This window comes from Pseudomonas sp. GV047 (assembly GCF_003058245.1).
In the GTDB taxonomy this organism is placed as follows: Bacteria; Pseudomonadota; Gammaproteobacteria; order Pseudomonadales; family Pseudomonadaceae; genus Aquipseudomonas; species Aquipseudomonas marginalis.
In genome coordinates, this window is record NZ_QCWA01000002.1 from 157,574 (window position 1) to 180,399 (window position 22,826).

At 62.2% G+C, this 22,826-nt stretch carries 26 protein-coding genes; 14 read left to right on the forward strand and 12 right to left on the reverse strand.

Annotated features, from left to right (window positions below):
• Positions 1 to 21 precede the first annotated feature (21 nt).
• Genes C8K58_RS05940 through C8K58_RS05955 form a run of 4 tightly spaced genes read left to right on the forward strand, consistent with a single transcriptional unit; the run spans position 22 to position 2,590 of the window.
• Positions 22 to 456 (forward strand): DUF4426 domain-containing protein, encoded by a 435-nt coding sequence (locus C8K58_RS05940; RefSeq protein WP_027606095.1) that lies wholly within the window; start codon positions 22 to 24, stop codon positions 454 to 456.
• Complete coding sequence (gene rdgB / locus C8K58_RS05945; protein WP_027606096.1) at positions 453 to 1,049, forward strand: RdgB/HAM1 family non-canonical purine NTP pyrophosphatase; 597 nt, start codon at positions 453 to 455, stop codon at positions 1,047 to 1,049. Before C8K58_RS05940 ends, rdgB begins: the two co-directional genes overlap by 4 nt.
• Entirely contained in the window at positions 1,046 to 2,248 is a 1,203-nt protein-coding gene (gene hemW, locus C8K58_RS05950) for a radical SAM family heme chaperone HemW (RefSeq protein ID WP_108573381.1), read from the forward strand. Before rdgB ends, hemW begins: the two co-directional genes overlap by 4 nt.
• Before the next feature lie 18 nt (positions 2,249 to 2,266).
• Positions 2,267 to 2,590: a DUF3392 domain-containing protein gene (locus C8K58_RS05955; protein WP_010207241.1), complete on the forward strand. Its 324-nt coding sequence runs from the start codon at positions 2,267 to 2,269 to the stop codon at positions 2,588 to 2,590.
• Positions 2,591 to 2,729: 139 nt separating this feature from the next.
• On the opposite strand, the gene trmB is transcribed toward C8K58_RS05955, so the two are convergent.
• The 4 genes from trmB to C8K58_RS05975 all read right to left on the reverse strand — a co-directional run bounded on the left by trmB (position 2,730) and on the right by C8K58_RS05975 (position 4,972).
• On the reverse strand, positions 2,730 to 3,455 hold the full coding sequence (gene trmB, locus C8K58_RS05960) for a tRNA (guanosine(46)-N7)-methyltransferase TrmB (RefSeq protein ID WP_027606098.1): 726 nt from the start codon (positions 3,453 to 3,455) through the stop codon (positions 2,730 to 2,732).
• A gap of 9 nt (positions 3,456 to 3,464) precedes the next feature.
• Complete coding sequence (locus C8K58_RS05965; protein WP_108573383.1) at positions 3,465 to 4,259, reverse strand: thiazole synthase; 795 nt, start codon at positions 4,257 to 4,259, stop codon at positions 3,465 to 3,467.
• 60 nt (positions 4,260 to 4,319) lie between these two features.
• Complete coding sequence (gene thiS / locus C8K58_RS05970) at positions 4,320 to 4,520, reverse strand: sulfur carrier protein ThiS (protein ID WP_049711100.1); 201 nt, start codon at positions 4,518 to 4,520, stop codon at positions 4,320 to 4,322.
• 71 nt (positions 4,521 to 4,591) lie between these two features.
• Entirely contained in the window at positions 4,592 to 4,972 is a 381-nt protein-coding gene (locus tag C8K58_RS05975) for a DUF423 domain-containing protein (protein ID WP_065938111.1), read from the reverse strand.
• 74 nt (positions 4,973 to 5,046) lie between these two features.
• On the opposite strand from C8K58_RS05975, the gene mtgA reads away from it, so the two are divergent.
• Complete coding sequence (mtgA, locus tag C8K58_RS05980) at positions 5,047 to 5,769, forward strand: monofunctional biosynthetic peptidoglycan transglycosylase (protein WP_027606102.1); 723 nt, start codon at positions 5,047 to 5,049, stop codon at positions 5,767 to 5,769.
• A gap of 40 nt (positions 5,770 to 5,809) precedes the next feature.
• On the opposite strand, the gene rpoH is transcribed toward mtgA, so the two are convergent.
• From rpoH to ftsY, 4 genes are all read right to left on the reverse strand, one after another.
• The gene (rpoH, locus tag C8K58_RS05985) at positions 5,810 to 6,664 is read right to left on the reverse strand and encodes an RNA polymerase sigma factor RpoH (RefSeq protein ID WP_003176698.1); all 855 of its coding nucleotides are present in this window, start codon (positions 6,662 to 6,664) and stop codon (positions 5,810 to 5,812) included.
• Positions 6,665 to 6,793: 129 nt separating this feature from the next.
• Positions 6,794 to 7,816 (reverse strand): permease-like cell division protein FtsX, encoded by a 1,023-nt coding sequence (gene ftsX, locus C8K58_RS05990; protein WP_027606103.1) that lies wholly within the window; start codon positions 7,814 to 7,816, stop codon positions 6,794 to 6,796.
• Positions 7,813 to 8,484 carry a cell division ATP-binding protein FtsE gene (ftsE, locus tag C8K58_RS05995; protein WP_003213784.1) on the reverse strand — a complete coding sequence of 224 codons (672 nt, stop codon included), beginning with the start codon at positions 8,482 to 8,484 and terminating at the stop codon, positions 7,813 to 7,815. Before ftsE ends, ftsX begins: the two co-directional genes overlap by 4 nt.
• Positions 8,481 to 9,860, reverse strand: coding sequence for a signal recognition particle-docking protein FtsY (gene ftsY, locus C8K58_RS06000; RefSeq protein WP_027606104.1), 1,380 nt, complete (start codon positions 9,858 to 9,860; stop codon positions 8,481 to 8,483). The genes ftsE and ftsY overlap by 4 nt, the downstream gene beginning before the upstream one ends.
• Positions 9,861 to 10,092: 232 nt before the next feature.
• Here ftsY and C8K58_RS06005 point away from each other — a divergent pair, with 232 nt between their 5' ends.
• From C8K58_RS06005 to C8K58_RS06020, 4 genes are all read left to right on the forward strand, one after another.
• Positions 10,093 to 11,448, forward strand: coding sequence for a pitrilysin family protein (locus tag C8K58_RS06005; protein WP_027606105.1), 1,356 nt, complete (start codon positions 10,093 to 10,095; stop codon positions 11,446 to 11,448).
• A complete protein-coding gene (locus C8K58_RS06010; RefSeq protein ID WP_027606106.1) occupies positions 11,441 to 12,931 on the forward strand; it encodes a pitrilysin family protein in 1,491 nt (496 codons plus the stop codon). Before C8K58_RS06005 ends, C8K58_RS06010 begins: the two co-directional genes overlap by 8 nt.
• On the forward strand, positions 12,931 to 13,548 hold the full coding sequence (rsmD, locus tag C8K58_RS06015; protein ID WP_027606107.1) for a 16S rRNA (guanine(966)-N(2))-methyltransferase RsmD: 618 nt from the start codon (positions 12,931 to 12,933) through the stop codon (positions 13,546 to 13,548). Before C8K58_RS06010 ends, rsmD begins: the two co-directional genes overlap by 1 nt.
• Before the next feature lie 61 nt (positions 13,549 to 13,609).
• On the forward strand, positions 13,610 to 14,605 hold the full coding sequence (locus tag C8K58_RS06020; RefSeq protein WP_108573385.1) for a hydrolase: 996 nt from the start codon (positions 13,610 to 13,612) through the stop codon (positions 14,603 to 14,605).
• Between the two features lie 56 nt (positions 14,606 to 14,661).
• On the opposite strand, the gene C8K58_RS06025 is transcribed toward C8K58_RS06020, so the two are convergent.
• Complete coding sequence (locus tag C8K58_RS06025; protein ID WP_108573387.1) at positions 14,662 to 15,516, reverse strand: sulfurtransferase; 855 nt, start codon at positions 15,514 to 15,516, stop codon at positions 14,662 to 14,664.
• Between the two features lie 33 nt (positions 15,517 to 15,549).
• Positions 15,550 to 16,221: a TetR/AcrR family transcriptional regulator gene (locus C8K58_RS06030; protein WP_027606110.1), complete on the reverse strand. Its 672-nt coding sequence runs from the start codon at positions 16,219 to 16,221 to the stop codon at positions 15,550 to 15,552.
• 146 nt (positions 16,222 to 16,367) lie between these two features.
• Between C8K58_RS06030 and C8K58_RS06035 the strand changes: the two genes are divergently transcribed.
• The 5 genes from C8K58_RS06035 to C8K58_RS06055 all read left to right on the forward strand — a co-directional run bounded on the left by C8K58_RS06035 (position 16,368) and on the right by C8K58_RS06055 (position 20,962).
• Positions 16,368 to 17,795: a coniferyl aldehyde dehydrogenase gene (locus tag C8K58_RS06035; RefSeq protein WP_027606111.1), complete on the forward strand. Its 1,428-nt coding sequence runs from the start codon at positions 16,368 to 16,370 to the stop codon at positions 17,793 to 17,795.
• A gap of 28 nt (positions 17,796 to 17,823) precedes the next feature.
• On the forward strand, positions 17,824 to 18,369 hold the full coding sequence (locus C8K58_RS06040) for a twin-arginine translocation pathway signal protein (RefSeq protein ID WP_108573389.1): 546 nt from the start codon (positions 17,824 to 17,826) through the stop codon (positions 18,367 to 18,369).
• A 37-nt stretch (positions 18,370 to 18,406) separates the two neighbouring features.
• The gene (locus tag C8K58_RS06045; protein WP_108573391.1) at positions 18,407 to 20,002 is read left to right on the forward strand and encodes a GMC family oxidoreductase; all 1,596 of its coding nucleotides are present in this window, start codon (positions 18,407 to 18,409) and stop codon (positions 20,000 to 20,002) included.
• 114 nt (positions 20,003 to 20,116) lie between these two features.
• The gene (gene coaD / locus C8K58_RS06050; RefSeq protein ID WP_003176711.1) at positions 20,117 to 20,596 is read left to right on the forward strand and encodes a pantetheine-phosphate adenylyltransferase; all 480 of its coding nucleotides are present in this window, start codon (positions 20,117 to 20,119) and stop codon (positions 20,594 to 20,596) included.
• 114 nt (positions 20,597 to 20,710) lie between these two features.
• Entirely contained in the window at positions 20,711 to 20,962 is a 252-nt protein-coding gene (locus tag C8K58_RS06055; RefSeq protein WP_003195146.1) for a YfhL family 4Fe-4S dicluster ferredoxin, read from the forward strand.
• A 123-nt stretch (positions 20,963 to 21,085) separates the two neighbouring features.
• Here C8K58_RS06055 and mutM read toward each other — a convergent pair whose 3' ends face one another.
• Both mutM and C8K58_RS06065 read right to left on the reverse strand, forming a co-directional pair.
• On the reverse strand, positions 21,086 to 21,898 hold the full coding sequence (mutM, locus tag C8K58_RS06060) for a bifunctional DNA-formamidopyrimidine glycosylase/DNA-(apurinic or apyrimidinic site) lyase (RefSeq protein WP_108573393.1): 813 nt from the start codon (positions 21,896 to 21,898) through the stop codon (positions 21,086 to 21,088).
• Between the two features lie 21 nt (positions 21,899 to 21,919).
• Positions 21,920 to 22,732, reverse strand: a complete 813-nt coding sequence (locus C8K58_RS06065; protein WP_169898796.1) for an HDOD domain-containing protein — start codon at positions 22,730 to 22,732, stop codon at positions 21,920 to 21,922.
• Between the last annotated feature and the right edge of the window lie 94 nt (positions 22,733 to 22,826).

Sequence of the window (22,826 nt, forward strand, 5' to 3'; positions counted from 1 at the left end):
TCATTTTCAAGAGGGACGATCATGAGTCGCTTGGCTATTTTTCTACTGACTGCATGCCTGGGCGCCAGCGCCATGGCGGCGGACACTATCGACGCTAATCGCAAGAAAGACTTCGGTGATATCACCGTTCATTACAACACCTTCACCTCCAGCTTCCTGCAGCCGGAAACCGCCCAGAAAGTCGGCGTGGTGCGCAGCAAGGAGAAGGGCTTGATCAATGTGACCGTGATCAAGGGCGTAACCCCGGTGGCAGCGCAGGTGACAGGCACCATCAAGGACCTGGGCGGCAAGAGCGAGATCCTGACGTTCAAGCAAATCGACGAGAAAGGCGGGATCAATTACCTCGCGCCGTACTCCGTGACGCAGCGGGAATACAAGACGTTTACCATCAATGTGGAAACCGGCGGCAAAGCCCATAGCTTCCAATTCAACCAGGAACTGTTTCCGGCGGAATGATGAACCTTACTCAACTCGTATTGGCCAGCCATAACGCCGGCAAGCTCAAAGAACTCCAGGCCATGCTCGGCGAATCCGTGCAGCTGCGCTCGATCGGCGAGTTCAGCCAGGTGGAGCCGGAAGAGACCGGCCTGTCGTTCGTCGAGAACGCCATCCTCAAGGCGCGCAATGCCGCACGGATCTCGGGCCTCCCGGCGCTGGCGGACGACTCTGGCCTGGCGGTGGACTTCCTCGGCGGCGCGCCGGGTATCTACTCGGCGCGTTATGCCGATGGCAAGGGCGACGCGGCCAACAACGCCAAGCTGCTGGACGCGCTCAAGGACGTGCCGGACGCGATGCGCGGCGCGCAGTTCGTCTGTGTGCTGGCCTTGGTGCGGCATGCCGATGACCCGCTGCCGATCCTCTGCGAAGGCCTGTGGCACGGGCGCATCCTGCACGCTGCCAGCGGTGAGCACGGTTTTGGCTATGACCCGTTGTTCTGGGTGCCGGAGCGCAATGTCTCCAGCGCCGAATTGAGCCCGGCCGACAAGAACCAGATCAGCCACCGCGCCCGCGCAATGGATTTGCTGCGCCAGCGCCTGGGCTTGAAATGACCCGGAACACCTCCGCGCAGCCACTGATCCACGGTGGCCCGCAAACACCTCGGGCGGCGCTACCGGTGCTGCCGCCCCTGGCGCTGTACATCCACATCCCGTGGTGCGTGCGCAAATGCCCTTATTGCGACTTCAACTCCCACACCGCCAGCAAGGTGCTGCCGGAAGAAGAGTATGTGGACGCCTTGCTGGCCGACCTCGATCAGGACCTGCACGCGGTGTATGGGCGCGAACTGAGTTCTATCTTCTTCGGCGGCGGCACGCCAAGCCTGTTCAGCGCTGCGGCGCTGGGCCGATTGCTCAAAGGCGTGGAAGCACGCATCCCGTTTGCCGGTGACATCGAGATCACCCTGGAAGCCAACCCCGGCACGTTCGAGCAAGAGAAGTTCATCGCCTACCGCGCGCTGGGGATCAACCGGCTGTCCATCGGCATCCAGAGCTTCCAGCAGGCAAAGCTTGAGGCTCTGGGCCGCATCCACAACGGCGACGAAGCCGTACGCGCCGCCGGGATGGCGCGCCAGGCCGGATTCGACAACTTCAACCTGGACCTGATGCACGGCTTGCCCGATCAGTCCCTGGACGATGCGTTGAGTGACCTGCGCCAGGCCATCGCGCTCAAACCCACACACCTGTCCTGGTACCAGTTGACCCTGGAACCCAACACCGTGTTCTGGAACCAGCCGCCCGCGCTGCCGGAAGACGATACCCTGTGGGACATCCAGGAAGCGGGCCAGGCGCTGCTGGCCGAGCACGGTTACGCACAATACGAAGTGTCGGCCTACGCCCAGCCCGGGCGCCCGGCGCGGCATAACCTCAACTACTGGAGTTTCGGCGACTTTATCGGCATCGGCGCCGGCGCCCACGGCAAGCTCAGCCATCCGGACGGGCGCATTGTGCGCACCTGGAAGACCCGCGCGCCGAAGGACTACCTCAACCCGGCCAAAAGCTTCCAGGCCGGGGCGAAGGAGCTGACCAACGAAGAGTTGCCGTTCGAGTTCCTGATGAACGCCCTGCGCCTCACCGAGGGCGTCGACGCCACGTTCTACGCCGAACGCACCGGCCTCGACCTGGCGAGCCTCGACGAGGCGCGGCGCGAGGCAGAACAAAGTGGCTTAATGCAGGTCGAACCGTCACGCCTGGCGGCCACCGATCGCGGGCAACTCTTTCTCAATGACCTGTTGCAGAAGTTTTTGAGCTGATCGCTCTAAGGAAATCGAATGGATCTGGTACTCGACCTGCTCGCCACCGTATCCCGCTGGAGCCGCAGCAACCTATCGGAAATCTCCCTGGCCCTTGTGGGCTGTTTGCTGGTGCTGTTTGGCGCCGACATCAAGGGCTGGGTCGAAGCACGCCTGGGCAGCGTTGCCGGCGCGTTGCGCGTACCGTTGATGGCCCTGCTGTGCATGATCGGCAGTGGTGCGGCGCTGATCTATGCGACGCCGTGGATTGTGCGGGGATTGAGCCAGTTCAATAACTACAGCCTGGCGCCGGTGCTGGTGGTGGTGCTGGTGTTGATTGGCGTCGTCGCCGATCGCCGCTGACCTCAAATCCAACACAAAACAACTGTGGGAGGGGGCTTGCCCCGATAGCTGAGGGTCAGTCGACATCAAAGTGACTGATCCACCGCTATCGGGGGCAAGCCCCCTCCCACATTGAATTGCATTTCAAGTCAGTGGCGAGTTACGCCAGCTTCTCGAACTTCAAATCCCACACCCCATGCCCCAAGCGCTCACCACGCCGCTCGAACTTGGTGATCGGGCGTTCGGCCGGGCGTGGTACGCATTTGCCGTCTTGCGCCAGGTTGCGGTAGCCAGGGGCAACGTCCATCACTTCCAGCATGTATTCGGCATAGGGTTCCCAGTCGGTAGCCATATGCAGGATACCGCCGACTTTCAGCTTGCTGCGCACCAGTTCCGCGAAGGAAGCCTGGACGATGCGGCGCTTGTGGTGACGGCTCTTGTGCCAAGGGTCCGGGAAAAACAGCATCAGGCGGTCGAGGCTGTTGTCGGCGATGCAGCGGTTGAGCACTTCGATCGCGTCGCAGTCATAGACCCGCAGGTTGGTCAGGCCTTGAGTCAGCACGCCATTCAGCAGCGCACCGACACCTGGGCGGTGGACCTCCACGCCGATGAAATCCTGTTCCGGCGAGGCTGCGGCCATTTCCAGCAGGGAGTGGCCCATGCCGAAACCGATTTCCAGGGAACGCGGGGCCGAACGGCCGAACACCTGGTCATAGTCCACCGGCGCATCGGCCAGGGGCAGGACGAACAGCGGCGTACCTTGCTCCAGGCCCTTTTGCTGGCCCTCGGTCATGCGGCCGGCGCGCATCACAAAACTCTTGATGCGGCGGTGCTTGGACTCGTCGCCTTCTTCCACGGTGTTCGGCGTTTCGTTTGATTCAGTCATCAATGGCTCTTACTTGATCAGACCATCCAGCGGCGAAGAGGCGCTGGCGTAGAGTTTTTTTGGCATGCGCCCGGCGAGGTAGGCCAGGCGGCCGGCGACGATGGCGTGTTTCATGGCTTCGGCCATCAGCACCGGTTGCTGGGCGTGGGCGATGGCCGAGTTCATCAGCACCGCTTCACAGCCCAGTTCCATGGCGATGGTGGCGTCGGAGGCGGTACCGACACCGGCGTCCACCAAGACCGGGATCTTGGCTTCTTCGAGGATGATCTGCAGGTTGTACGGATTGCAGATACCCAGCCCGGAACCGATCAGGCCGGCCAGCGGCATCACGGCGATACAGCCGATTTCGGCCAGTTGGCGGGCGATGATCGGGTCATCGCTGGTGTAGACCATCACGTCAAAACCTTCCTTGACCAGGGTTTCTGCGGCCTTGAGGGTTTCGATCACGTTGGGGAACAGGGTTTTCTGGTCGGCCAGCACTTCCAGCTTGACCAGGTTGTGGCCGTCGAGCAGTTCACGGGCCAGGCGGCAGGTACGCACGGCTTCGATGGCGTCGTAGCACCCGGCGGTGTTCGGCAGGAAGGTGTAGCGATCCGGCGACAGCACGTCGAGCAGGTTCGGCTCGCCTTCGATCTGGCCGAGGTTGGTGCGGCGCACGGCGAAGGTCACGATCTCGGCGCCCGAGGCTTCGATGGCCTGGCGGGTTTCTTCCATGTCGCGGTACTTGCCGGTGCCGACCAGCAGACGGGACTGGTAGGTACGACCGGCCAGGACGAAGGGCTTGTCGCTACGAACGATGCTCATGGGAAATCCTCGAAATGGGGTGAGGTTCTGCAGAATCCGGGGCTACATAAAAGCGCGGGACTAGCCGCCGCCGATGGCGTGGACCACCTCGACCTGGTCACCCTCGGTGAGCGTGGTCTCGGCGTGCTGGCTACGCGGGACGATATCCAGGTTGAGTTCCACTGCGACGCGACGCCCGGTCAGGTCCAGGCGGGTCAGCAGGGCCGCAACGGTTTCACCGTCGGGCAGTTCAAGGGATTCGCCGTTCAACTGAATGCGCATGCCACGGGCCGCCATCGTTTTTAGGGGCCAGCATTCTAGCTCGATTGGCACCTGAAGGTCAGCTCCAAGCGTCAAGCGGTCAGTTGCATGCGCCAGGCCGCCAGGCCCAGGAAGAACCAACCCAGCAGGAACGCCAACCCGCCGAAGGGCGTGATGATGCCGAGTTTGCTGATCCCCGTGGTGGTCAGCACGTACAGGCTGCCGGAGAACAGCAGGATACCGACGACAAAGGACACGCCCGCCCACGTCACCAGGCGCCCCGGAATATGCGCCAGCAGCAGCGCCACGCCGAACAGCGCCAGGGTGTGCACCAACTGATAAGTCACGCCGGTGTGAAAGATCGCCAGGTACTCGGCGCTGAGGCGGCTTTTCAGGCCATGGGCGGCGAACGCACCGAGGGCGACACCGGTGAAGCCGAAAAAGGCAGCCAGCATCAGAAAGCTACGCAGCATGAGGAACTCCAGTCAGACTCATTGGACAGGGTCTGTATAATGGCCCGCTCAACGGGTTCGGCCAAGCCATCTCTATGCTGCGTGTCCTCTTCAAACGCTTTCTCACCATCGTGAAATGGTTTGCCATTGGCAGTGTTCTGCTGGTGCTGCTGTTCCGTGTCGTCCCGCCGCCCTTCACCGCGCTGATGGTGGAACGCAAGGTCGAATCCTGGTTCGACGGCGAACCCATTGACCTGCAACGCACCTGGGTGCCGTGGGACGAGATCTCCGACGACCTGAAAGTGGCGGTGATGGCCGGTGAAGACCAGCGCTTCCCGCAGCACTGGGGCTTTGATTTCGGCGCGATCCAGGCGGCACTCCTGCACAACGAGCGCGGCGGTTCGATCCGGGGCGCGAGCACGCTGAGCCAGCAGGTGTCGAAAAACCTGTTCCTGTGGGCGGGTCGCAGTTATTTGCGCAAAGGCCTGGAGGCCTGGTTTACCGGGCTGATCGAGGTGTTCTGGCCCAAGCAGCGGATTCTTGAGGTGTACCTCAACAGCGTGGAATGGGATGAAGGCGTGTTTGGCGCAGAAGCGGCGGCGCGACATCACTTTGGGGTGAGTGCCAAGGGGTTGTCCCGGCAGCAGGCCAGCTACCTGGCGGCGGTGTTGCCTAATCCACGGGTGTGGAGTGCCAGCCATCCGACCGCGTATGTGGCGCGGCGGGCAGCCTGGATTCGCCAGCAGATGAGCCAGCTGGGCGGAGAGGGTTACCTGGTGGAACTGAACAATTCCCGCAAAGCACCTTGGTCCGACTGATACAAACAAATGTGGGAGGGGCTTATCCCCTCCCACATGTTCAGGCGGCGATCGACAACTTCAGCTTGTTCATCGCGCTTTTCTCAAGCTGACGAATGCGCTCGGCCGACACGTTGTACTTCTGCGCCAGGTCGTGCAGCGTGGCTTTTTCTTCCGCCAGCCAGCGCTGGTAGAGGATGTCACGGCTACGGTCGTCCAGCACTTCCAGCGCTTCGTGCAGGTTGTGGTTGGAGTTGTCGCTCCAGTCGGCGTCTTCCAGTTGACGCGCCGGGTCATACCGGTGGTCTTCCAGGTAGTTGGCCGGCGATTGGAAAGCACTGTCGTCGTCCGCTTCGGCGGCCGGGTCGAAGGCCATGTCATGGCCGGTCAGGCGGCTTTCCATCTCGCGCACTTCACGGGGCTCCACGCCGAGGCTTTCGGCCACGCGGTGGACTTCCTCGTTGTTCAGCCACGCCAGGCGTTTTTTCTGGCTGCGCAGGTTGAAGAACAGCTTGCGCTGGGCCTTGGTGGTCGCGACTTTCACGATGCGCCAGTTGCGCAGGATGAACTCGTGGATTTCCGCCTTGATCCAGTGCACGGCAAACGACACCAGGCGCACGCCCATCTCAGGGTTGAAGCGCTTTACAGCCTTCATCAGGCCGACGTTGCCTTCCTGGATCAGGTCAGCCTGGGCCAGGCCGTAGCCGCTATAGCTACGGGCGATATGTACGACAAAACGCAGGTGGGCGAGCACCATCTGCCGAGCCGCCCCCAAATCCTGCTCATAGTAGAGACTCTCGGCCAGTTCACGCTCCTGCTCGGGCGTCAGCAATGGAATGCTGTTGACCGTGTGCACATAGGCTTCCAGGTTCGCACCCGGGACCAAGGCATAAGCAGGTTGCAAAGAAGTGGTCATACGAAAAAACCTCCGACTCACATAACTCGTGCAGTTCAGCACTGCGAAAATTGACCGGGAACCGTAGGACAAGTTCCCTAAACCACTGATACGGTCAATACAAACGAAACCACATTACCCTGACATTAACTACTTCGGTGCCAGCTCGCGTAAATGCCGTGCGACCGCAATCCAGGCACCGATATAACCCAACAATACCGCGCCAAGCAAGAGCGACAGACCATCGGCAACCGGCACCCCGGCCAGGGCAAAATCGCTGCCGTACAAGCCGGCAAGCCCGACAACCGCGTCGTTCAGCCAGTTCAGGCCGAACGCCAGCACGCCCCAGGACAAAATCCCCGCACCCAGGCCATAAAGCGCGCCCATGTACAGAAAAGGCCGACGCACATAGCTGTCCGTGCCGCCGACCAGTTTAATCACTTCTATCTCGGTGCGACGGTTTTCAATATGAAGACGAATGGTATTACCTATCACCAAAAGTAATGCAGACACCAACAACACCGTCAGGCCGAACACAAAGCGGTCGCCCAGCTTGAGGATCGCCGCCAGGCGCTCCACCCAGACTAGATCAAGTTGCGCCTGTTGCACCTTCGGCATCTCTGCGAGTTTTTGTCGCAGGGCTTCAAGGCCCGTCTTGTCGACTTCATTCGGCGTCACCAGCACCACGCCCGGCAACGGGTTCTGCGGCAGCTCTTTCAACGCCTCGCCCAGGCCGGACTGCTGCTGGAACTCCTCAAGGGCCTGGTCGCGGCTGACGTACTCGGCGTCCGCGACGCCCGGCATGTTCTTGATATCGTCCCGTAGTGCTTCGCCTTCCTTGGTGCTGGCATCCAGGTTCAGGTACAGGGAAATCTGTGCCGCACGCTGCCAGGAACCGCCCAGGCGCTCGACATTACTAAGCAGCAACGACAAGCCCATCGGCAGGCTCAGGGCCACGGCCATCACCAGGCAGGTAAAAAAGCTGCCGATCGGCTGCTTGCCCAGGCGACGCAGGCTGTCCAGCAGGCTGGCGCGATGGCTTTCGATCCAGGCGCGCAGCAGGGTGCTGAAGTCGGGGCCATCGTCATCGTCGTGTTTTTTCTTTTTCGGTTGCGGATCGGCCGGTTTCGGCGCCACGCGCTCGGAAACCTTGGGGCTACGTGTTGCACTCATACGCCAGCCTCCCCGTCACCGATCAGGCGACCGCGTTGCAGGGTCAGCATGCGATGGCGCATGCGGGCGATCAGCGCCAGGTCATGGCTGGCGATCAGTACGCTGGTGCCCAGACGGTTGATATCCTCGAATACGCCCATGATCTCGGCCGCCAGGCGCGGGTCGAGGTTACCGGTGGGTTCGTCCGCCAGCAGCAAGGCCGGGCGGTGGACGATGGCGCGGGCAATGCCGACGCGCTGTTGCTGGCCGGTGGACAGGTCGCCGGGGTAGAGGTCGGTCTTGTCCGACAGCGCCACGCGCTCCAGGGCCGAATCCACGCGCTTGACGATTTCGGCCTTGGACAGCCCAAGAATCTGCAACGGCAGGGCAATGTTGTTGAACACCGTGCGATCGAACAGCAACTGGTGGTTCTGGAACACCACGCCGATCTGGCGGCGCAGGAACGGGATCTGCGCATTGCTGATGGTAGCCAGGTCCTGGCCCGCCAGCAGCAACTTGCCCGTGGTCGGGCGTTCCATGGCCAGCAGCAGGCGCAACAGCGTACTTTTGCCGGCCCCCGAGTGACCGGTGACAAACAAGAACTCGCCGCGGCGCACTCGAAAGCTCAGCTCATGCAAGCCCACATGCCCGTTGGCATAGCGTTTACCGACCTGTTCGAATCGAATCATGAACGCTCCCGCTCGGCAAACAGTGCCTGGACAAAGGGTTCGGCTTCAAAGGTGCGCAGGTCGTCGATGCCTTCACCGACGCCGATATAACGAATCGGCAACCCGAACTGCTTGGCCAGGGCGAAGATCACGCCACCTTTGGCCGTGCCGTCGAGCTTAGTCAAGGCCAGGCCGGTCAGCTGGACCGTCTGGTTGAATTGCTTGGCCTGGCTGATGGCGTTCTGCCCGGTACCGGCGTCGAGCACCAGCAGCACTTCGTGCGGGGCGTCTGCATCGAGCTTGCCGATCACGCGGCGGACTTTCTTCAGCTCTTCCATCAGGTTGTCTTTGGTGTGCAGGCGACCGGCGGTATCCGCGATCAGCACGTCGATGTTACGAGCCTTGGCGGCTTGCACGGCGTCGAAGATCACCGAGGCGGAATCGGCACCGGTGTGCTGGGCGATGACCGGGATCTTGTTGCGCTCCCCCCAGACCTGCAATTGCTCGACGGCAGCGGCGCGGAAGGTGTCGCCGGCGGCGAGCATGACTTTCTTGCCTTCCGACTGCAGCTTCTTGGCCAGTTTGCCGATGGTGGTGGTCTTGCCGGCGCCGTTGACACCCACGACCAGGATCACGAACGGCTTGTTCGGGGTGATCACCAGCGGCGCCTCAACGGGCTTGAGCATCGCAGCCAGTTCGGCCTGCAAGGATTTGTAGAGGGCGTCGGCATCGGTCAACTGCTTGCGCGCGACCTTCTGGGTCAAGCTCTGGATGATCACGGCGGTGGCTTCGACGCCCACGTCGGCGGTCAGCAGGCGGGTTTCGATGTCTTCCAGCAGCTCATCGTCGATGACTTTCTTGCCGAGGAACAGGCTGGCCATGCCTTCGCCGATGCTGGCGCTGGTCTTGCTCAGGCCTTGCTTGAGGCGGGCGAAGAAGCCGGTCTTGCTGGTTTCGGTGGAGGCGACGGGCGCTTCGACGACGGCGGGAGCGGCAACCACTGGCTCGACGAGCGCGGGCACGGGGGCGGGAGCTTCGACAACGACCGGCTGTGGCTCAACGGTCACCGGAATCGGCGGCACCACATGCTCGGCCTGCACATCTTCAACCAGCGCCACAGGCTCTTCGGGCACCGGCAGCTCAGGCCACGGCTTGTGTTCGGGCTCAGGCTCCACCTCGGCCACCGGCTGCAACACCGGCTCAGCCATCGGCAACACCACCGGCGCCGGCGCTTCGGCAACGGGCTCGGCTTCTACTATAGGCTCGGGGATCGGCTCAGCTTGAACCTGTGGCTGTTCAGCGACGGTTTCCTGCGGCTTTTTGCGCAGCCATCCGAACAGGCCTTTCTTCTCGCCAGCCGCAGCTGGGGTCTTCTTGTCGTCGTTGGAACCAAACATGGAGACGGCTATCTCAAGGTAGCGACGCGCCAAGGGGCACATCGGTAAATAAAATTCGATGCGTAACAGACTGTTTTTTAGCCAGCTCGTTCATGCGCAACATTTTGTAAGGCCTAAATAGGGCCTTAACAAGACAGCCATAGTGGCCGTCCCTAGGTCGGATCAGTATCCTAGCACCTCCTCGCCCGCCGACGCTAAGACCAAGCGGGCAGCCCAACAGGTTTAAAAACGAATGAATGCTCTAGCCCGCCACGCCGCAGGCCTGCTGTTCAGCACAGTTTGTCTGCCCCTTTCAGCCTTGGCTGCCGACCCACAACCCACCCATGAATTCACCCTGGATAACGGCCTCAAGGTGGTCGTGCGCGAAGACCATCGCGCGCCGGTGGTGGTTTCCCAGGTCTGGTACAAGGTCGGTTCGAGCTACGAAACCCCGGGCCAGACCGGTTTGTCCCACGCTCTGGAGCACATGATGTTCAAGGGCAGCGCCAAGGTCGGCCCCGGCGAAGCCTCGCTGATCCTGCGTGACCTGGGCGCCGAAGAAAACGCCTTCACCAGCGATGACTACACCGCCTACTACCAGGTGCTGGCCCGTGACCGCCTGGGCGTTGCCTTTGAGCTGGAAGCCGACCGCATGGCCAGCCTGCGCCTGCCGGCCGACGAGTTCAGCCGCGAAATCGAGGTAATCAAGGAAGAACGCCGCCTGCGCACCGACGACAACCCGATGTCCAAGGCCTTCGAGCGCTTCAAGGCGATGGCCTTCCCGGCCAGCGGCTATCACACCCCGACCATCGGCTGGATGGCCGACCTCGACCGCATGAAGGTCGAGGAGCTGCGCCACTGGTACCAGTCCTGGTATGTACCGAACAACGCCACGTTGGTGGTGGTCGGCGACGTCACCCCGGACGAGGTAAAAAACCTGGCCCAGCGCTACTTCGGCCCGATCCCCAAGCGTGACGTACCGCCCGCCAAGGTTCCGATGGAGCTGGCCGAGCCCGGCGAGCGCCTGCTGACCATGCATGTGCAGACCCAATTGCCGAGCGTGATCCTGGGCTTCAACGTACCTGGCCTGGCCACCGCCGAAGACAAGCGTTCGGTCCAGGCCCTGCGCCTGATCTCGGCCCTGCTGGACGGCGGCTACAGTGCACGGATCTCCGAGCAACTGGAGCGTGGCGAAGAGCTGGTATCCGCCGCGTCCACCAACTACGACGCCTACACCCGGGGCGACAGCCTGTTCACCCTCTCGGCCACCCCGAACCAGCAGAAGAAAAAGACCGTTGCCCAAGCCGAAGCCGGCCTGTGGCGCCTGCTGGAAGAGTTGAAGGCCAAGCCACCGACCGCCGAAGAACTGGAACGCATCCGTGCCCAGGTCATTGCCGGCCTGGTGTACCAACGCGATTCCATCACCAGCCAGGCCACGGCCATCGGCTCCCTGGAAACCGTGGGCCTGTCCTGGAAACTCATGGACACCGAACTGGCCGACCTGCAAAGCGTGACCCCGGAAGATATCCAGAAGGCCGCGCGCACCTATTTCACCCGCGAACGTCTGAGCGTCGCCCATGTTTTGCCTGAGGAGACCGCTCATGAGTGATCGCAAAAGCAGCCGCCTGATCCTGCCGGGCCTGATCGTCGTCACGTTGATCGCGGCGAGCGCCGTGTACTTCCTGCGCCCGAGTGACTCCGTCGCCAGCCAGGCATTGGACAAGGCTCAATCGACCAACAAACTGCAATCCCTGGCGGAACTGGACGGCAAGGCGCCGACCAACCGCAAGCTCGACGTGCAAACCTGGACCACCGCCGAAGGCGCCAAGGTGCTGTTCGTCGAAGCCCATGAGTTGCCGATGTTCGACATGCGCATCCTGTTCGCCGCCGGCAGCAGCCAGGACGGCAACGTGCCGGGCCTGGCGCTGATGACCAACGCCATGCTCAACGAAGGCGTACCGGGCAAGGATGTGAGCCAGATTGCCAGTGGTTTTGAAGGCCTGGGCGCCGACTTTGGCAATGGCGCTTATCGCGATATGGCGCTGGTGTCCCTGCGCAGCCTCAGCGACAGCGCTAAACGCGACGCCGCCCTGGCGCTGTTTGACGAGGTGATCGGCAAGCCGACCTTCCCCGCCGACTCCCTGGCGCGGATCAAGAACCAGATCCTCGCCGGCTTTGAATACCAGAAGCAGAATCCCGGTAAGCTGGCGAGCCTGGAGCTGTTCAAGCGCCTGTACGGCGATCACCCCTATGCTCACCCGAGTGAAGGCACGCCGCAAAGCGTTCCGAAGATTACCCTCGCGCAGTTGCAGGCGTTCCACGCCAAGGCTTATGCGGCGGGTAATGCGGTGATTGCCGTGGTCGGCGACTTGACCCGCGCCGAAGCCGAAGCGATGACCGCCAAAGTGTCGGCCGCGCTGCCCAAGGGCCCGGCCATGGCGAAGATCGCCCAGCCGACCGAGCCCAAGGCCGGCCTGAGCCATATCGAGTTCCCGTCCAAACAGACTCACCTGCTGTTCGCCCAATTGGGCATCGACCGCGCCGACCCGGACTACGCAGCCCTGTCCCTGGGCAACCAGATTCTCGGCGGCGGCGGCTTCGGAACCCGCTTGATGAGCGAAGTGCGCGAGAAACGTGGCCTGACCTATGGGGTGTATTCCGGTTTCTCGCCGATGCAAGTGCGTGGCCCGTTCATGATCAACCTGCAGACCCGCGCCGAAATGAGCGGCGGCACCCTGCGCCTGGTCGAAGACGTGCTCGCCGACTACCTCAAGACCGGCCCGACGCAAAAGGAACTGGATGACGCCAAGCGCGAGCTGGCCGGCAGCTTCCCGCTGTCCACCGCAAGCAACGCCGATATCGTCGGACAGCTGGGCGCCATGGGTTTCTACAACCTGCCGCTGAGCTATCTGGAAGATTTCATGAAACAATCCCAGGCCCTGACCGTAGAGCAGGTCAAGGCTGCCTTGAACAAACACTTGAGCGCCGACAAGATGGTCATCGTGACCGCCGGCCCAACGACTGCGCAAAAGCCACTACCGCCCCCCACTGATAAACCTGCCGAGCAGCCGCTCGGGGTTCCGGAGCATTAATGGCCAGTTCATCTCGCCCGAAAAAACCTGTCCACAACGTGCATAACGGTGTGGGCCAACTGCGCATCATTGGCGGCGAATGGGGCAGCCGCAAGCTGAGCTTCCCCGACGTCGTGGGCCTGCGCCCGACGCCGGATCGCGTACGTGAAACCCTGTTCAACTGGCTGGCGCCGTACATTGCCGGCGCCAAGGTGCTGGACCCATTCGCCGGCAGTGGCGCGCTGTTCCTGGAGGCGCTGTCCCGTGGCGCAGCCCAGGCCCAGGCGCTGGATGCCAGCAATGTCGCGGTGTCCAGCCTCAAGGAACACCTGGGCACCCTGCGCTGCACCAATGGCCAGGTGCAGACCGCCGACGCCCTGCGCTACCTGGAAACCCAGGCGCCCAGTGCCTACGACGTGGTGTTCCTCGACCCACCGTTCAACCAGAACCTGTTGCCGACCGTGTGCGCCTTGCTCGAAGAGCGCCAATGGCTGGCACCGGATGCGTGGATCTACACTGAAAGCGAGACCGCGCCGTCTACCCTGGGCTTGCCGGGCGCCTGGCGCCTGCACCGGGAGCAGAAATCCGGTCGTGTGTATTACGCGCTGTGGCATCGATTGGTCGAAAGCGTCGCTTAAAATCTGTGGTGAGCAAGCCTGCTCACCACAGACAGTGAGTCAGCTCAAAACTGAGAGTGTCATGACACCGTCCTCCGACCAGTTCATCCCCGCCTTCGGCCTCGGCAACCCTCACCTGCAAACCCTGTGGGGGCCGCTGTGGCGGCCGACTACCCATATCGAACGCCAACGCGAACGCCTGTGGCTGGAAGACGGCGACTTTCTCGACCTCGACTGGCATGGCCCCCATGACGCGCAGGCGCCGTTGGTGCTGGTGCTGCACGGGCTGACCGGCTCATCCAATTCCCCCTATGTGGCCGGCCTGCAAAAAGTCCTCGGCGCCCAAGGCTGGGCCAGTGCGGCCTTGAACTGGCGCGGCTGCTCGGGCGAGCCCAACCTGCTGGCGCGCAGCTATCACTCAGGCGCCAGCGAAGACCTCGCCGCCGCGATTGCGCACCTGCGCGCCAAGCGGCCGTTGGCGCCGCTGTATGCGGTGGGTTATTCGCTGGGGGGCAATGTGCTGCTTAAGCACCTGGGGGAAACCGGCGAGGCGTCCGGGCTGCAAGGCGCAGCGGCGGTGTCGGTGCCGTTTCGCCTGGATCAGTGTGCGGACCGCATCGGGATAGGTTTCTCGCGGGTTTATCAAAAGCACTTCATGGGTGAAATGCTCGCGTATATCCGCGTCAAACAACGCCGTTTTTTACAGGATGGCCGTGCGGACGGGCTGAAAACCCTGGAAGCGCTTGGCTCGCTGGAGAAGATGCGCACCTTCTGGGACTTCGACGGCCGGGTTACCGCGCCGCTGCATGGGTTCTTGAGTGCCGAGGACTATTACCGTCGCGCGTCGAGTCGCTACTACCTGGGCGCGATCCGCACGCCGACGCTGATTATCCAGGCGGCCGACGACCCGTTCGTATTCGCCCACAGCTTGCCCGAGGCCAGCGAGCTGTCGGCGTGCACCGAGTTTGAGCTGACGACCAAGGGTGGGCACGTGGGCTTCGTCGATGGCTCGCTGAAACGCCCAGGCTACTACCTGGAGCGGCGCATCCCACAATGGTTATTGGCACGACACGGTTAAACATGTGGGAGGGATAAGCCCCTCCCATATTAGGATTGGGTTTACACGGCCGGAACTCAGTCACCCGTAGCGATTTTCCGCGTCGGATCGGTAATCCACTCGCTCCACGACCCCGCATACAACTTGCCCAACGGGTAACCCGCCAGGCTCAGGGCGAACAGGTTGTGGCAGGCCGTCACGCCCGAACCGCAATACGCCACCAGTTCCTCCGGCGAGCGCCCCTGCAACTGCGCGGCGAAGCGCTGCTTGAGTTGCTCGGCCGGGAGGAAACGCCCGTCACTGCCCAGGTTTTCGTTGAACGCCGCACATTGCGCACCGGGGATATGCCCGGCGATCGGATCAATGGGCTCAACTTCACCGCGAAAACGCGCCTGGGCGCGGGCATCGATCAAGGTCAGGCCGGGTTGGCCCAGGCGTTTTTGCAGGTGTTCGGCATCCAGCAGCAGGTGATTGTCCGGCGCGCCATCGAAAGTCCCACGCTCGACTACCGGCGCATCCAGGCTCAGCGGGAAACCCGCGGCATGCCAGGCCTTGAGGCCGCCGTCCAGGATAAACACACCGTCACGCTTGCCCAGCCAGGCCAGCAGCCACCAGGCACGAGCCGCATAAGCGCCAGGGCCGTCGTCATACAGCACGATATCGGTGTCAGCATGGATGCCCCAGGCCCTCAGTTGCTCGGCGAAGGTGTCGGCCGCCGGTAACGGGTGACGACCGGTCACACCTTTGATCACCGACCCGCTGAGATGGCGCTCCAGGTCGGCATATTGCGCACCCTCGATATGCCCTTCGGCGTAGCTGCAACGCCCGTAATCCGGGTCTTCCAGGGCAAAACGGCAATCCAGGATCACCAGCCCCGCCGACGTCTGGCGCTCGGCCAATTGCTGGGGGCTGATCAGTTGGGCAAGCGGCATGATGGACTCCTGTGAACAGATTCGGGAAAGGTCCTACTTCACGTCTTCCAGTGCCTGGTTCAACGGCACGTAAAACTCTTTGAACAGTGCATCCACCGCTTCTTTCGCCTGGGGCGTAACGAAACCCGCCTCCAGCACCAGCACCTGATACACACCGCGCTTGATGGCTTCGGCACTCAGGTGGGCGGAGTTTTCATTGGTGGTGCACAGGAAACGCACCCAGGAGGTGAGGATGATCCAGGCATTGAGGGTCAGGGCTTCGGTTTGCACCGGGTCCATGTTCAGGATGCCTGCATCGACAAACCCCTGGTAGATGGCGCCGCCCTGGATCAGGCAACGCTGGGAAAAACGCCGATAGCCGGTGGCCAGCTCCGGGTCGCTCTCCAGCAGGTGTTCAAGGTCGCGGTGCAGAAAACGGTAGCGCCACATGCCGGCCAGTACGGCCTGGAGATAAAAGCGCTTGTCCTCCACGACCATTGCACGCCCCTGGGGCGGACGCAGGAAACTGTCCACCAACGCTTCATATTCGCGAAACAGCACGGAGATGATCGCTTGCTTGTTGGGGAAGTGGTAGTACAGGTTGCCCGGCGAAATTTCCATATGGGCGGCGATATGGTTGGTGCTGATACTGCGCTCGCCCTGCTGGTTAAAAAGCTCCAGGCTGGTTTGCACAATACGCTCGCTGGTCTTTACTCGTGGTGCCATAGGGGAATCAGCTTCTGTACACGTGATAGGGCATCTTACGGCCTATCCTTGCCAGGATAAATCTGCATGTTGCTGCAATGTCATTTGACAATTTAGAGCAATGACTCTAAAAATCCACGCAGACCAATAACAATCGGTGCTGCGCCATGTCTGCCAACGTTGCCTACCTGCAAGATGCCCAGGCGCTGGATCAACTCCAGGACCTGTTCGACGCCCAACGCCGCGCCTACGCCGCCAACCCGATGCCGCCAGCTGCACAGCGCCAACAGTGGCTGAAGGCCTTGCGGGATGTGCTCAGTGACGAGCGCCAGGCACTGATCCATGCGATCAGCCAGGATTTCAGCCAGCGCAGCGCCGACGAAACCCTGTTCGCCGAACTGATGCCCAGCCTGCATGGCATTCACTACGCCAGCAAACACCTAAAAGGCTGGATGAAACCTTCCCGCCGCGCTGTAGGCCTGGCCTTCCAACCTGCGTCAGCCAAAGTCATTTACCAACCCCTGGGCGTGGTCGGCGTGATCGTGCCGTGGAACTACCCGCTGTACCTGGCCATCGGCCCACTGGTCGGTGCGTTGGCCGCAGGCAACCGGGTGATGCTCAAGCTCAGCGAATCCACGCCCGCTACCGGCGAACTGCTCAAGGCGTTACTGGCGAGGATTTTCCCCGAGGACCTGGTGTGCGTGGTGCTCGGCGAGGCCGAGGTGGGCATGGCGTTTTCCAAGCTGCGCTTCGATCACCTGCTGTTTACCGGCGCGACCAGTATTGGCAAGCACGTGATGCGCGCCGCTGCCGAACACCTCACGCCGGTCACCCTGGAACTGGGCGGCAAGTCGCCGGCCATTGTCTCCGCCGACGTACCGCTCAAGGACGCCGCCGAACGCATCGCCTTCGGTAAAGCCTTGAACGCCGGGCAAACCTGCGTGGCCCCGGACTACGTGCTGGTGCCGGAGGACCGCGTGGAGGGTTTCGTCGAGGCCTACAGCAAGGCGGTTCGCGGGTTTTATCCGACGCTGGCCGACAACCCGGACTACACCGCCATCATCAATGAGCGTCAATTGGCCCGGCTCAATGCCTACGTCAAGGACGCCACCGACAAGGGCGCCACCCTGATCCCGCTGTACGACCAGGGCCAGGCACGGCGCATGGCCCATAGCCTGCTGCTGAATGTCAGCGATGACATGACCGTGATGCAGGACGAAATCTTCGGCCCGGTGCTGCCGATCGTGCCTTATCGCGGCATCGACCAAGCCTTTGCCTACATCAACCAGCGCCCTCGCCCGCTGGCCCTGTATTACTTCGGCTACAACAAGCGCGAGCAGGACCGGGTCCTCCACGAGACCCATTCCGGCGGTGTCTGCCTGAACGACACTCTCCTGCACGTGGCCCAGGACGACATGCCCTTTGGCGGCATCGGCCCCTCGGGCATGGGCCACTACCACGGCCATGAAGGGTTCCTGACGTTCAGCAAGGCCAAGGGTGTGCTGGTGAAACAGCGCCTGAACGCGGCGAAATTGATCTACCCGCCCTACGGCAAATCGATCCAGAAACTGATCCAGAAGCTGTTTGTCCGCTGACACCGCCACCCACGGGATAACAATAACAATGAACCCTAGCCTCATTGATTCACCCGCGCTGTCGCGGCGCGGCGTCTTGAAAATCGGTCTGTGTGCCAGCGCTTTCCTGGCCACGGCCGGGCTGGGCGCCAGCCTCAGCGGCTGCTCCAGCAGCACCCCGGCCAGCGGCTTTGCCATGTTGCGCAGCAGTGACCTGCCGTTCCTGCGCGCGGTGATCCCGGTGCTGCTCGAAGGCGTGGCCAGCGCCCAGGATGTGGTCGCCGGGATTGAAGACACGTTGAAAAAACTCGACTACAGCCTGCAACACCTGTCGCCGGAGATGTTCAAGCTCACCCAGCAGCTGTTCGATGTGCTCGGCATCGGCATTACGCGTGGCCCGTTGACCGGCATCTGGGGCAGTTGGGAAAACGCCAGCGCGGAGCAGATCCGCAACTTCCTGCACCGCTGGGAAAACAGCTACCTGAACCTGCTGCGCATGGGCCAGGGCTCGCTGCTCAAGCTGGTGATCATGGCCTGGTACTTCCGGCCCGCCGCCTGGGCGCATTGCGGCTACCCCGGCCCGCCGAAGATCTGATTTGCCTCCCTCACAATAAAAACAAGAGACGCCCCTGATGCCCGTACCCGATCTGTTCCGCGACGGCCTGGCCCGCGGCTGGAAAACCCACGATGGCGCCGCCCTCGACCGCGACCTGACCCTGGAGGCCGACGTGGCCATCATCGGCAGCGGCGCCGGTGGCGGCACCACTGCCGAGATCCTCAGCGCCGCCGGCTACAAAGTGCTGTTGATCGAAGAAGGCCCGCTCAAGACCAGCAGCGACTTCAAGCTGCTGGAGGACGAGGCCTACGCCAGCCTGTATCAGGAAGGCATCGGCCGCATGAGCAAGGACGGCGCCATCACCATCCTGCAAGGCCGCGCGGTGGGCGGTACCACGCTGATCAACTGGACCTCCAGCTTCCGTACCCCGGACGCCACCCTCAGCCATTGGGCCAGCGAGTACGCGGTAAAAGGCCACAGCAGTGCAGAGATGGCACCGTGGTTCGAAAAGATGGAGCAGCGCCTGGGCATCGCACCATGGGCCATCCCCCCGAATGCCAACAATGATGTGATCCGCAAAGGCTGCGAAAAGCTCGGCTACAGCTGGCATGTGATCCCGCGCAACGTACGTGGCTGCTTCAACCTGGGTTATTGCGGCATGGGCTGCCCGGTCAACGCCAAGCAGTCGATGCTGGTGACCACCATCCCGTCCACCCTGGAAAAAGGCGGCGAGCTGCTGTACCTGGCCCGCGCCGAGCAGCTCAAATACAGCGGCGACACCATCAGCAGCCTGGAATGCGTAGCGATGGACGCGCGCTGCGTGGCGCCTACCGGGCGCAGGATCACAGTGAAGGCCAAGCATTACGTGCTGTCGGGCGGCGGCATCAATAGCCCGGCGCTGCTGATGCGCTCGGGTGCCCCCGACCCGCACTCGCGGCTGGGCAAGCGGACCTTTTTGCACTTGGTGAACTTCTCCGCCGCATTGTTCGACGAGGTGATCAACCCGTTCTACGGCGCGCCGCAGTCGATCTACTCCGACCATTTCCAGTGGCAGGACGGCACCACCGGCAAAATGTCCTACAAGCTTGAGGCGCCGCCCTTGCATCCAGCATTGGCCAGCACCTTGTTCGGCGGCTATGGCACGCAGAACGCCCTGGACATGGGCCAATTGCCCCATACCCACGCCATGCTCGCGCTGTTGCGTGACGGCTTTCACCCCGACAGCCAGGGCGGCAGCGTGGATTTACGCGGTGACGGTACGCCGGTGCTCGACTATCAGGTCTCACCCTATGCCTGGGACGGCCTGCGCCGGGCCTTCCACAGCATGGCCGAAATCCAGTTCGCGGCGGGCGCCAAGTCGGTCAAGCCCATGCACCATGACGCACGGTTCGTGAACACCTTGGCCGAGGCACGCAGCGTCATTGAGGGTTTGAATCTGGAATTGCACCGGACAACCCTGGGCAGCGCCCATGTGATGGGCGGCTGTGCCATGGGCGAAGATCCCAAAAATGCGGTGGCTGACAGCCTTGGCCGGCATCACCAATTGCGCAACCTGTCGATCCACGACGGTTCGTTATTCCCCACCAGTATTGGGGCCAACCCGCAATTATCGGTGTACGGATTAACCGCTCAACTGGCGACAGCCTTGGCCGAACGTCTGAAAACAGCGTGAAAAAACACGCTATTCACGGTGTCTATACGGCTTTCTTATGCATAAGTTGACTTGGCCGACCGGGATGGCTGCGATACCATCCGGTTCCCCAACGGACTCCGCCAGGACGACGCGATGAACCGAGTGTTGTACCCAGGTACCTTCGACCCGATTACCAAAGGCCATGGCGATCTGGTCGAACGCGCCTCTCGTTTGTTCGACCATGTGATCATCGCAGTCGCGGCCAGCCCCAAGAAAAACCCGCTGTTTCCCCTGGAACAGCGCGTGGAGCTGGCGCGTGAGGTCACCAAGCACCTGCCCAACGTGGAAGTGGTGGGCTTTTCCACGTTGCTCGCGCATTTCGCCAAGGAGCAGAACGCCAATGTGTTCCTGCGTGGCCTGCGCGCGGTGTCGGACTTCGAATACGAATTCCAGCTGGCCAACATGAACCGCCAACTGGCGCCGGACGTGGAAAGCCTGTTCCTCACGCCGTCGGAACGTTATTCGTTCATTTCCTCGACGTTGGTCCGTGAAATTGCCGCTTTGGGCGGGGATATCACCAAGTTCGTGCATCCGGCCGTGGCTGATGCGCTGACGCTGCGCTTCAAGAAGTAATGTGGTGAGCGGGCTTGCCCCGCTCACCACAGCTCGCACTGCGGGCGCCAATGCGGCACAATTGCGCGCATTAGTTTTCAGATGCCTTGGCTGACAGCCCTGGCAGGAGTTTCCATGTCCCTGATCATCACCGACGATTGCATCAATTGCGACGTCTGCGAACCCGAGTGCCCGAACGCCGCCATCTCCCAGGGCGAAGAGATCTACGTGATCGACCCTAACCTGTGCACCCAGTGCGTCGGTCACTACGACGAGCCGCAGTGCCAGCAGGTGTGTCCGGTGGATTGCATTCCGCTGGATGAAGCCCATCCGGAGACGGAAGAGCAGTTGATGGAGAAGTACCGGAAGATTACCGGTAAGGCTTGAGCTTCTTCAGCGCCTATCAGGGCCTCATCGGGGGCAAGCCCCCTCCCACATTTGAATTCATTCGCAAGTCAAAAAGTGGGAGGGGGCTTGCCCCCGATAGCGATATCAACCACTACACAGCAATCAGCTCTGGCACCTGGGGCAAAACACACTCGCCCGCTGCCCCAGCACCATATTGCGCAGCTCAGTCCCGCAGACCTTGCACGCCTCGCCACCGCGGCCGTAGACGAACAATTCCTGCTGGAAATACCCCGGCTGCCCATCGCCACCGATAAAGTCCCGCAACGTGGTGCCGCCACGCTCGATTGCCGCCGCCAGAATGCGCTTGATCTCGATCGCCAGCTTCAAATAACGCCCGCGTGAAATGCCGCCGGCCGCGCGACGCGGATCAATCCCTGCCGCAAACAACGCCTCAGTCGCATAGATATTGCCCACGCCCACCACCACCGCGTTGTCCATGATGAACGGTTTCACCGCCATCGACTTGCTGCGGGACAGCTGGAACAAACGCTCACCGTCAAACAGCTCGGTCAACGGCTCCGGCCCCAGGCGAATCAGCAGTTCATGGTTGTGCGGGTCCTGGCTCCAGAGCATCGCGCCGAAACGCCGAGGGTCGGTGTAGCGCAGGGCCAGGCCGGATTCCAACTCGATATCCACATGTTCATGCTTGGCCGCCGGCATGCCGACCTCGACCAGGCGCAAGTTGCCCGACATGCCCAGGTGGCTGATCAAAGTGCCCACTTCGGCATTGATCAACAGATACTTGGCGCGCCGCTCCACCAGCACGATGCGCTGGCCGGACAGGCGCACATCCAGGTCTTCCGGGATCGGCCAGCGCAGGCGCCGCTCACGCACCACCACGCGGCTGACCCGCTGGCCTTCCAGGTGCGGCGCAATCCCACGCCGGGTGGTTTCGACTTCTGGTAACTCGGGCATGTGTACCTCGTGAGGGGGGGATCAGTGCGCGCCCAGTTCGCGGATCGACAACTTCAGGCTTTCGAAGTCGTAGTCCGACAGGCCCACATAGTCCAGCACCAGGTGGCCGATGGCATTCCACTCATGGTCCACCGACTGGTTGCCCAGCACGCGGCAGGACGAGCAGATGTGCTCGGCCATCTTCAGGATCGCCAGCAGGTTTTTCAGCTGCGGATTGCGCGACGTCTCATCGCTGAAGATCGCCAGGGCATTGTGGTGGTTGGCGATGGCGTCGGTCACATGCTCCGGCAGGCGCCAGGACTTGGCGGTGTAGTAGCCGACCACCGCATGGTTGGTGTTGAACGCATTGTTTTCGGTGTCGACCACGCGGCAGTCGGGGCCGGCGTTGGCGTAGGCCTCTTCGAGCACCGTCATGTAGTTGGGGAAACGCTTGAGCATCAGCGGCACGCCGCAGTCGTGGAACAGCCCCAGGGCATAGGCCTCGTCCACCGCCTGGGCGCCGGTGCGCTTGGCCAGGGTGAGGCAGGTCATGGCCACGTCCTGGGCGGTGTCCCAGAAGCGGTTGAGGGTGACGATGGTGTCGTCGCTCATCTCGCCCCTGATCGACAGGGCGTTGATCAGGTTGATGATCGAACGGCTGCCCAGCAGGTTCACCGCGCGCTGGATCGAGGCGATCTTGTTGCTCAGGCCGTAATAGGACGAGTTGACGATCTTCAGCAGCGCGCCGGACAGGCCCGGGTCCTGGGAGATCAACCGCGCGATCACTTCCAGGTCCGGGTCGGGCATGTACTGCTCCATCTGCAAATCCACCATGATTTGCGGCTGAGGCGGCACGCTGATGCCTTGGAGGGCCTGCTGGATCTGTTCGGCGGAAAGCTCTTGGGACATAAGTACACACTCTGGGCTAGGTGGGGATTCTAACCCTTAT

Excerpts from the sequence above, each read along its gene's own strand:
- C8K58_RS05940 (WP_027606095.1), top strand. The coding sequence starts at position 22 with ATGAGTCGCTTGGCTATTTTTCTACTGACTGCATGCCTGGGCGCCAGC.
- rdgB (WP_027606096.1), top strand. The coding sequence starts at position 453 with ATGATGAACCTTACTCAACTCGTATTGGCCAGCCATAACGCCGGCAAG.
- hemW (WP_108573381.1), top strand. The coding sequence starts at position 1,046 with ATGACCCGGAACACCTCCGCGCAGCCACTGATCCACGGTGGCCCGCAA.
- C8K58_RS05955 (WP_010207241.1), top strand. The coding sequence starts at position 2,267 with ATGGATCTGGTACTCGACCTGCTCGCCACCGTATCCCGCTGGAGCCGC.
- trmB (WP_027606098.1), bottom strand. The coding sequence starts at position 3,455 with ATGACTGAATCAAACGAAACGCCGAACACCGTGGAAGAAGGCGACGAG.
- C8K58_RS05965 (WP_108573383.1), bottom strand. The coding sequence starts at position 4,259 with ATGAGCATCGTTCGTAGCGACAAGCCCTTCGTCCTGGCCGGTCGTACC.
- thiS (WP_049711100.1), bottom strand. The coding sequence starts at position 4,520 with ATGCGCATTCAGTTGAACGGCGAATCCCTTGAACTGCCCGACGGTGAA.
- C8K58_RS05975 (WP_065938111.1), bottom strand. The coding sequence starts at position 4,972 with ATGCTGCGTAGCTTTCTGATGCTGGCTGCCTTTTTCGGCTTCACCGGT.
- mtgA (WP_027606102.1), top strand. The coding sequence starts at position 5,047 with ATGCTGCGTGTCCTCTTCAAACGCTTTCTCACCATCGTGAAATGGTTT.
- rpoH (WP_003176698.1), bottom strand. The coding sequence starts at position 6,664 with ATGACCACTTCTTTGCAACCTGCTTATGCCTTGGTCCCGGGTGCGAAC.
- ftsX (WP_027606103.1), bottom strand. The coding sequence starts at position 7,816 with ATGAGTGCAACACGTAGCCCCAAGGTTTCCGAGCGCGTGGCGCCGAAA.
- ftsE (WP_003213784.1), bottom strand. The coding sequence starts at position 8,484 with ATGATTCGATTCGAACAGGTCGGTAAACGCTATGCCAACGGGCATGTG.
- ftsY (WP_027606104.1), bottom strand. The coding sequence starts at position 9,860 with ATGTTTGGTTCCAACGACGACAAGAAGACCCCAGCTGCGGCTGGCGAG.
- C8K58_RS06005 (WP_027606105.1), top strand. The coding sequence starts at position 10,093 with ATGAATGCTCTAGCCCGCCACGCCGCAGGCCTGCTGTTCAGCACAGTT.
- C8K58_RS06010 (WP_027606106.1), top strand. The coding sequence starts at position 11,441 with ATGAGTGATCGCAAAAGCAGCCGCCTGATCCTGCCGGGCCTGATCGTC.
- rsmD (WP_027606107.1), top strand. The coding sequence starts at position 12,931 with ATGGCCAGTTCATCTCGCCCGAAAAAACCTGTCCACAACGTGCATAAC.
- C8K58_RS06020 (WP_108573385.1), top strand. The coding sequence starts at position 13,610 with ATGACACCGTCCTCCGACCAGTTCATCCCCGCCTTCGGCCTCGGCAAC.
- C8K58_RS06025 (WP_108573387.1), bottom strand. The coding sequence starts at position 15,516 with ATGCCGCTTGCCCAACTGATCAGCCCCCAGCAATTGGCCGAGCGCCAG.
- C8K58_RS06030 (WP_027606110.1), bottom strand. The coding sequence starts at position 16,221 with ATGGCACCACGAGTAAAGACCAGCGAGCGTATTGTGCAAACCAGCCTG.
- C8K58_RS06035 (WP_027606111.1), top strand. The coding sequence starts at position 16,368 with ATGTCTGCCAACGTTGCCTACCTGCAAGATGCCCAGGCGCTGGATCAA.
- C8K58_RS06040 (WP_108573389.1), top strand. The coding sequence starts at position 17,824 with ATGAACCCTAGCCTCATTGATTCACCCGCGCTGTCGCGGCGCGGCGTC.
- C8K58_RS06045 (WP_108573391.1), top strand. The coding sequence starts at position 18,407 with ATGCCCGTACCCGATCTGTTCCGCGACGGCCTGGCCCGCGGCTGGAAA.
- coaD (WP_003176711.1), top strand. The coding sequence starts at position 20,117 with ATGAACCGAGTGTTGTACCCAGGTACCTTCGACCCGATTACCAAAGGC.
- C8K58_RS06055 (WP_003195146.1), top strand. The coding sequence starts at position 20,711 with ATGTCCCTGATCATCACCGACGATTGCATCAATTGCGACGTCTGCGAA.
- mutM (WP_108573393.1), bottom strand. The coding sequence starts at position 21,898 with ATGCCCGAGTTACCAGAAGTCGAAACCACCCGGCGTGGGATTGCGCCG.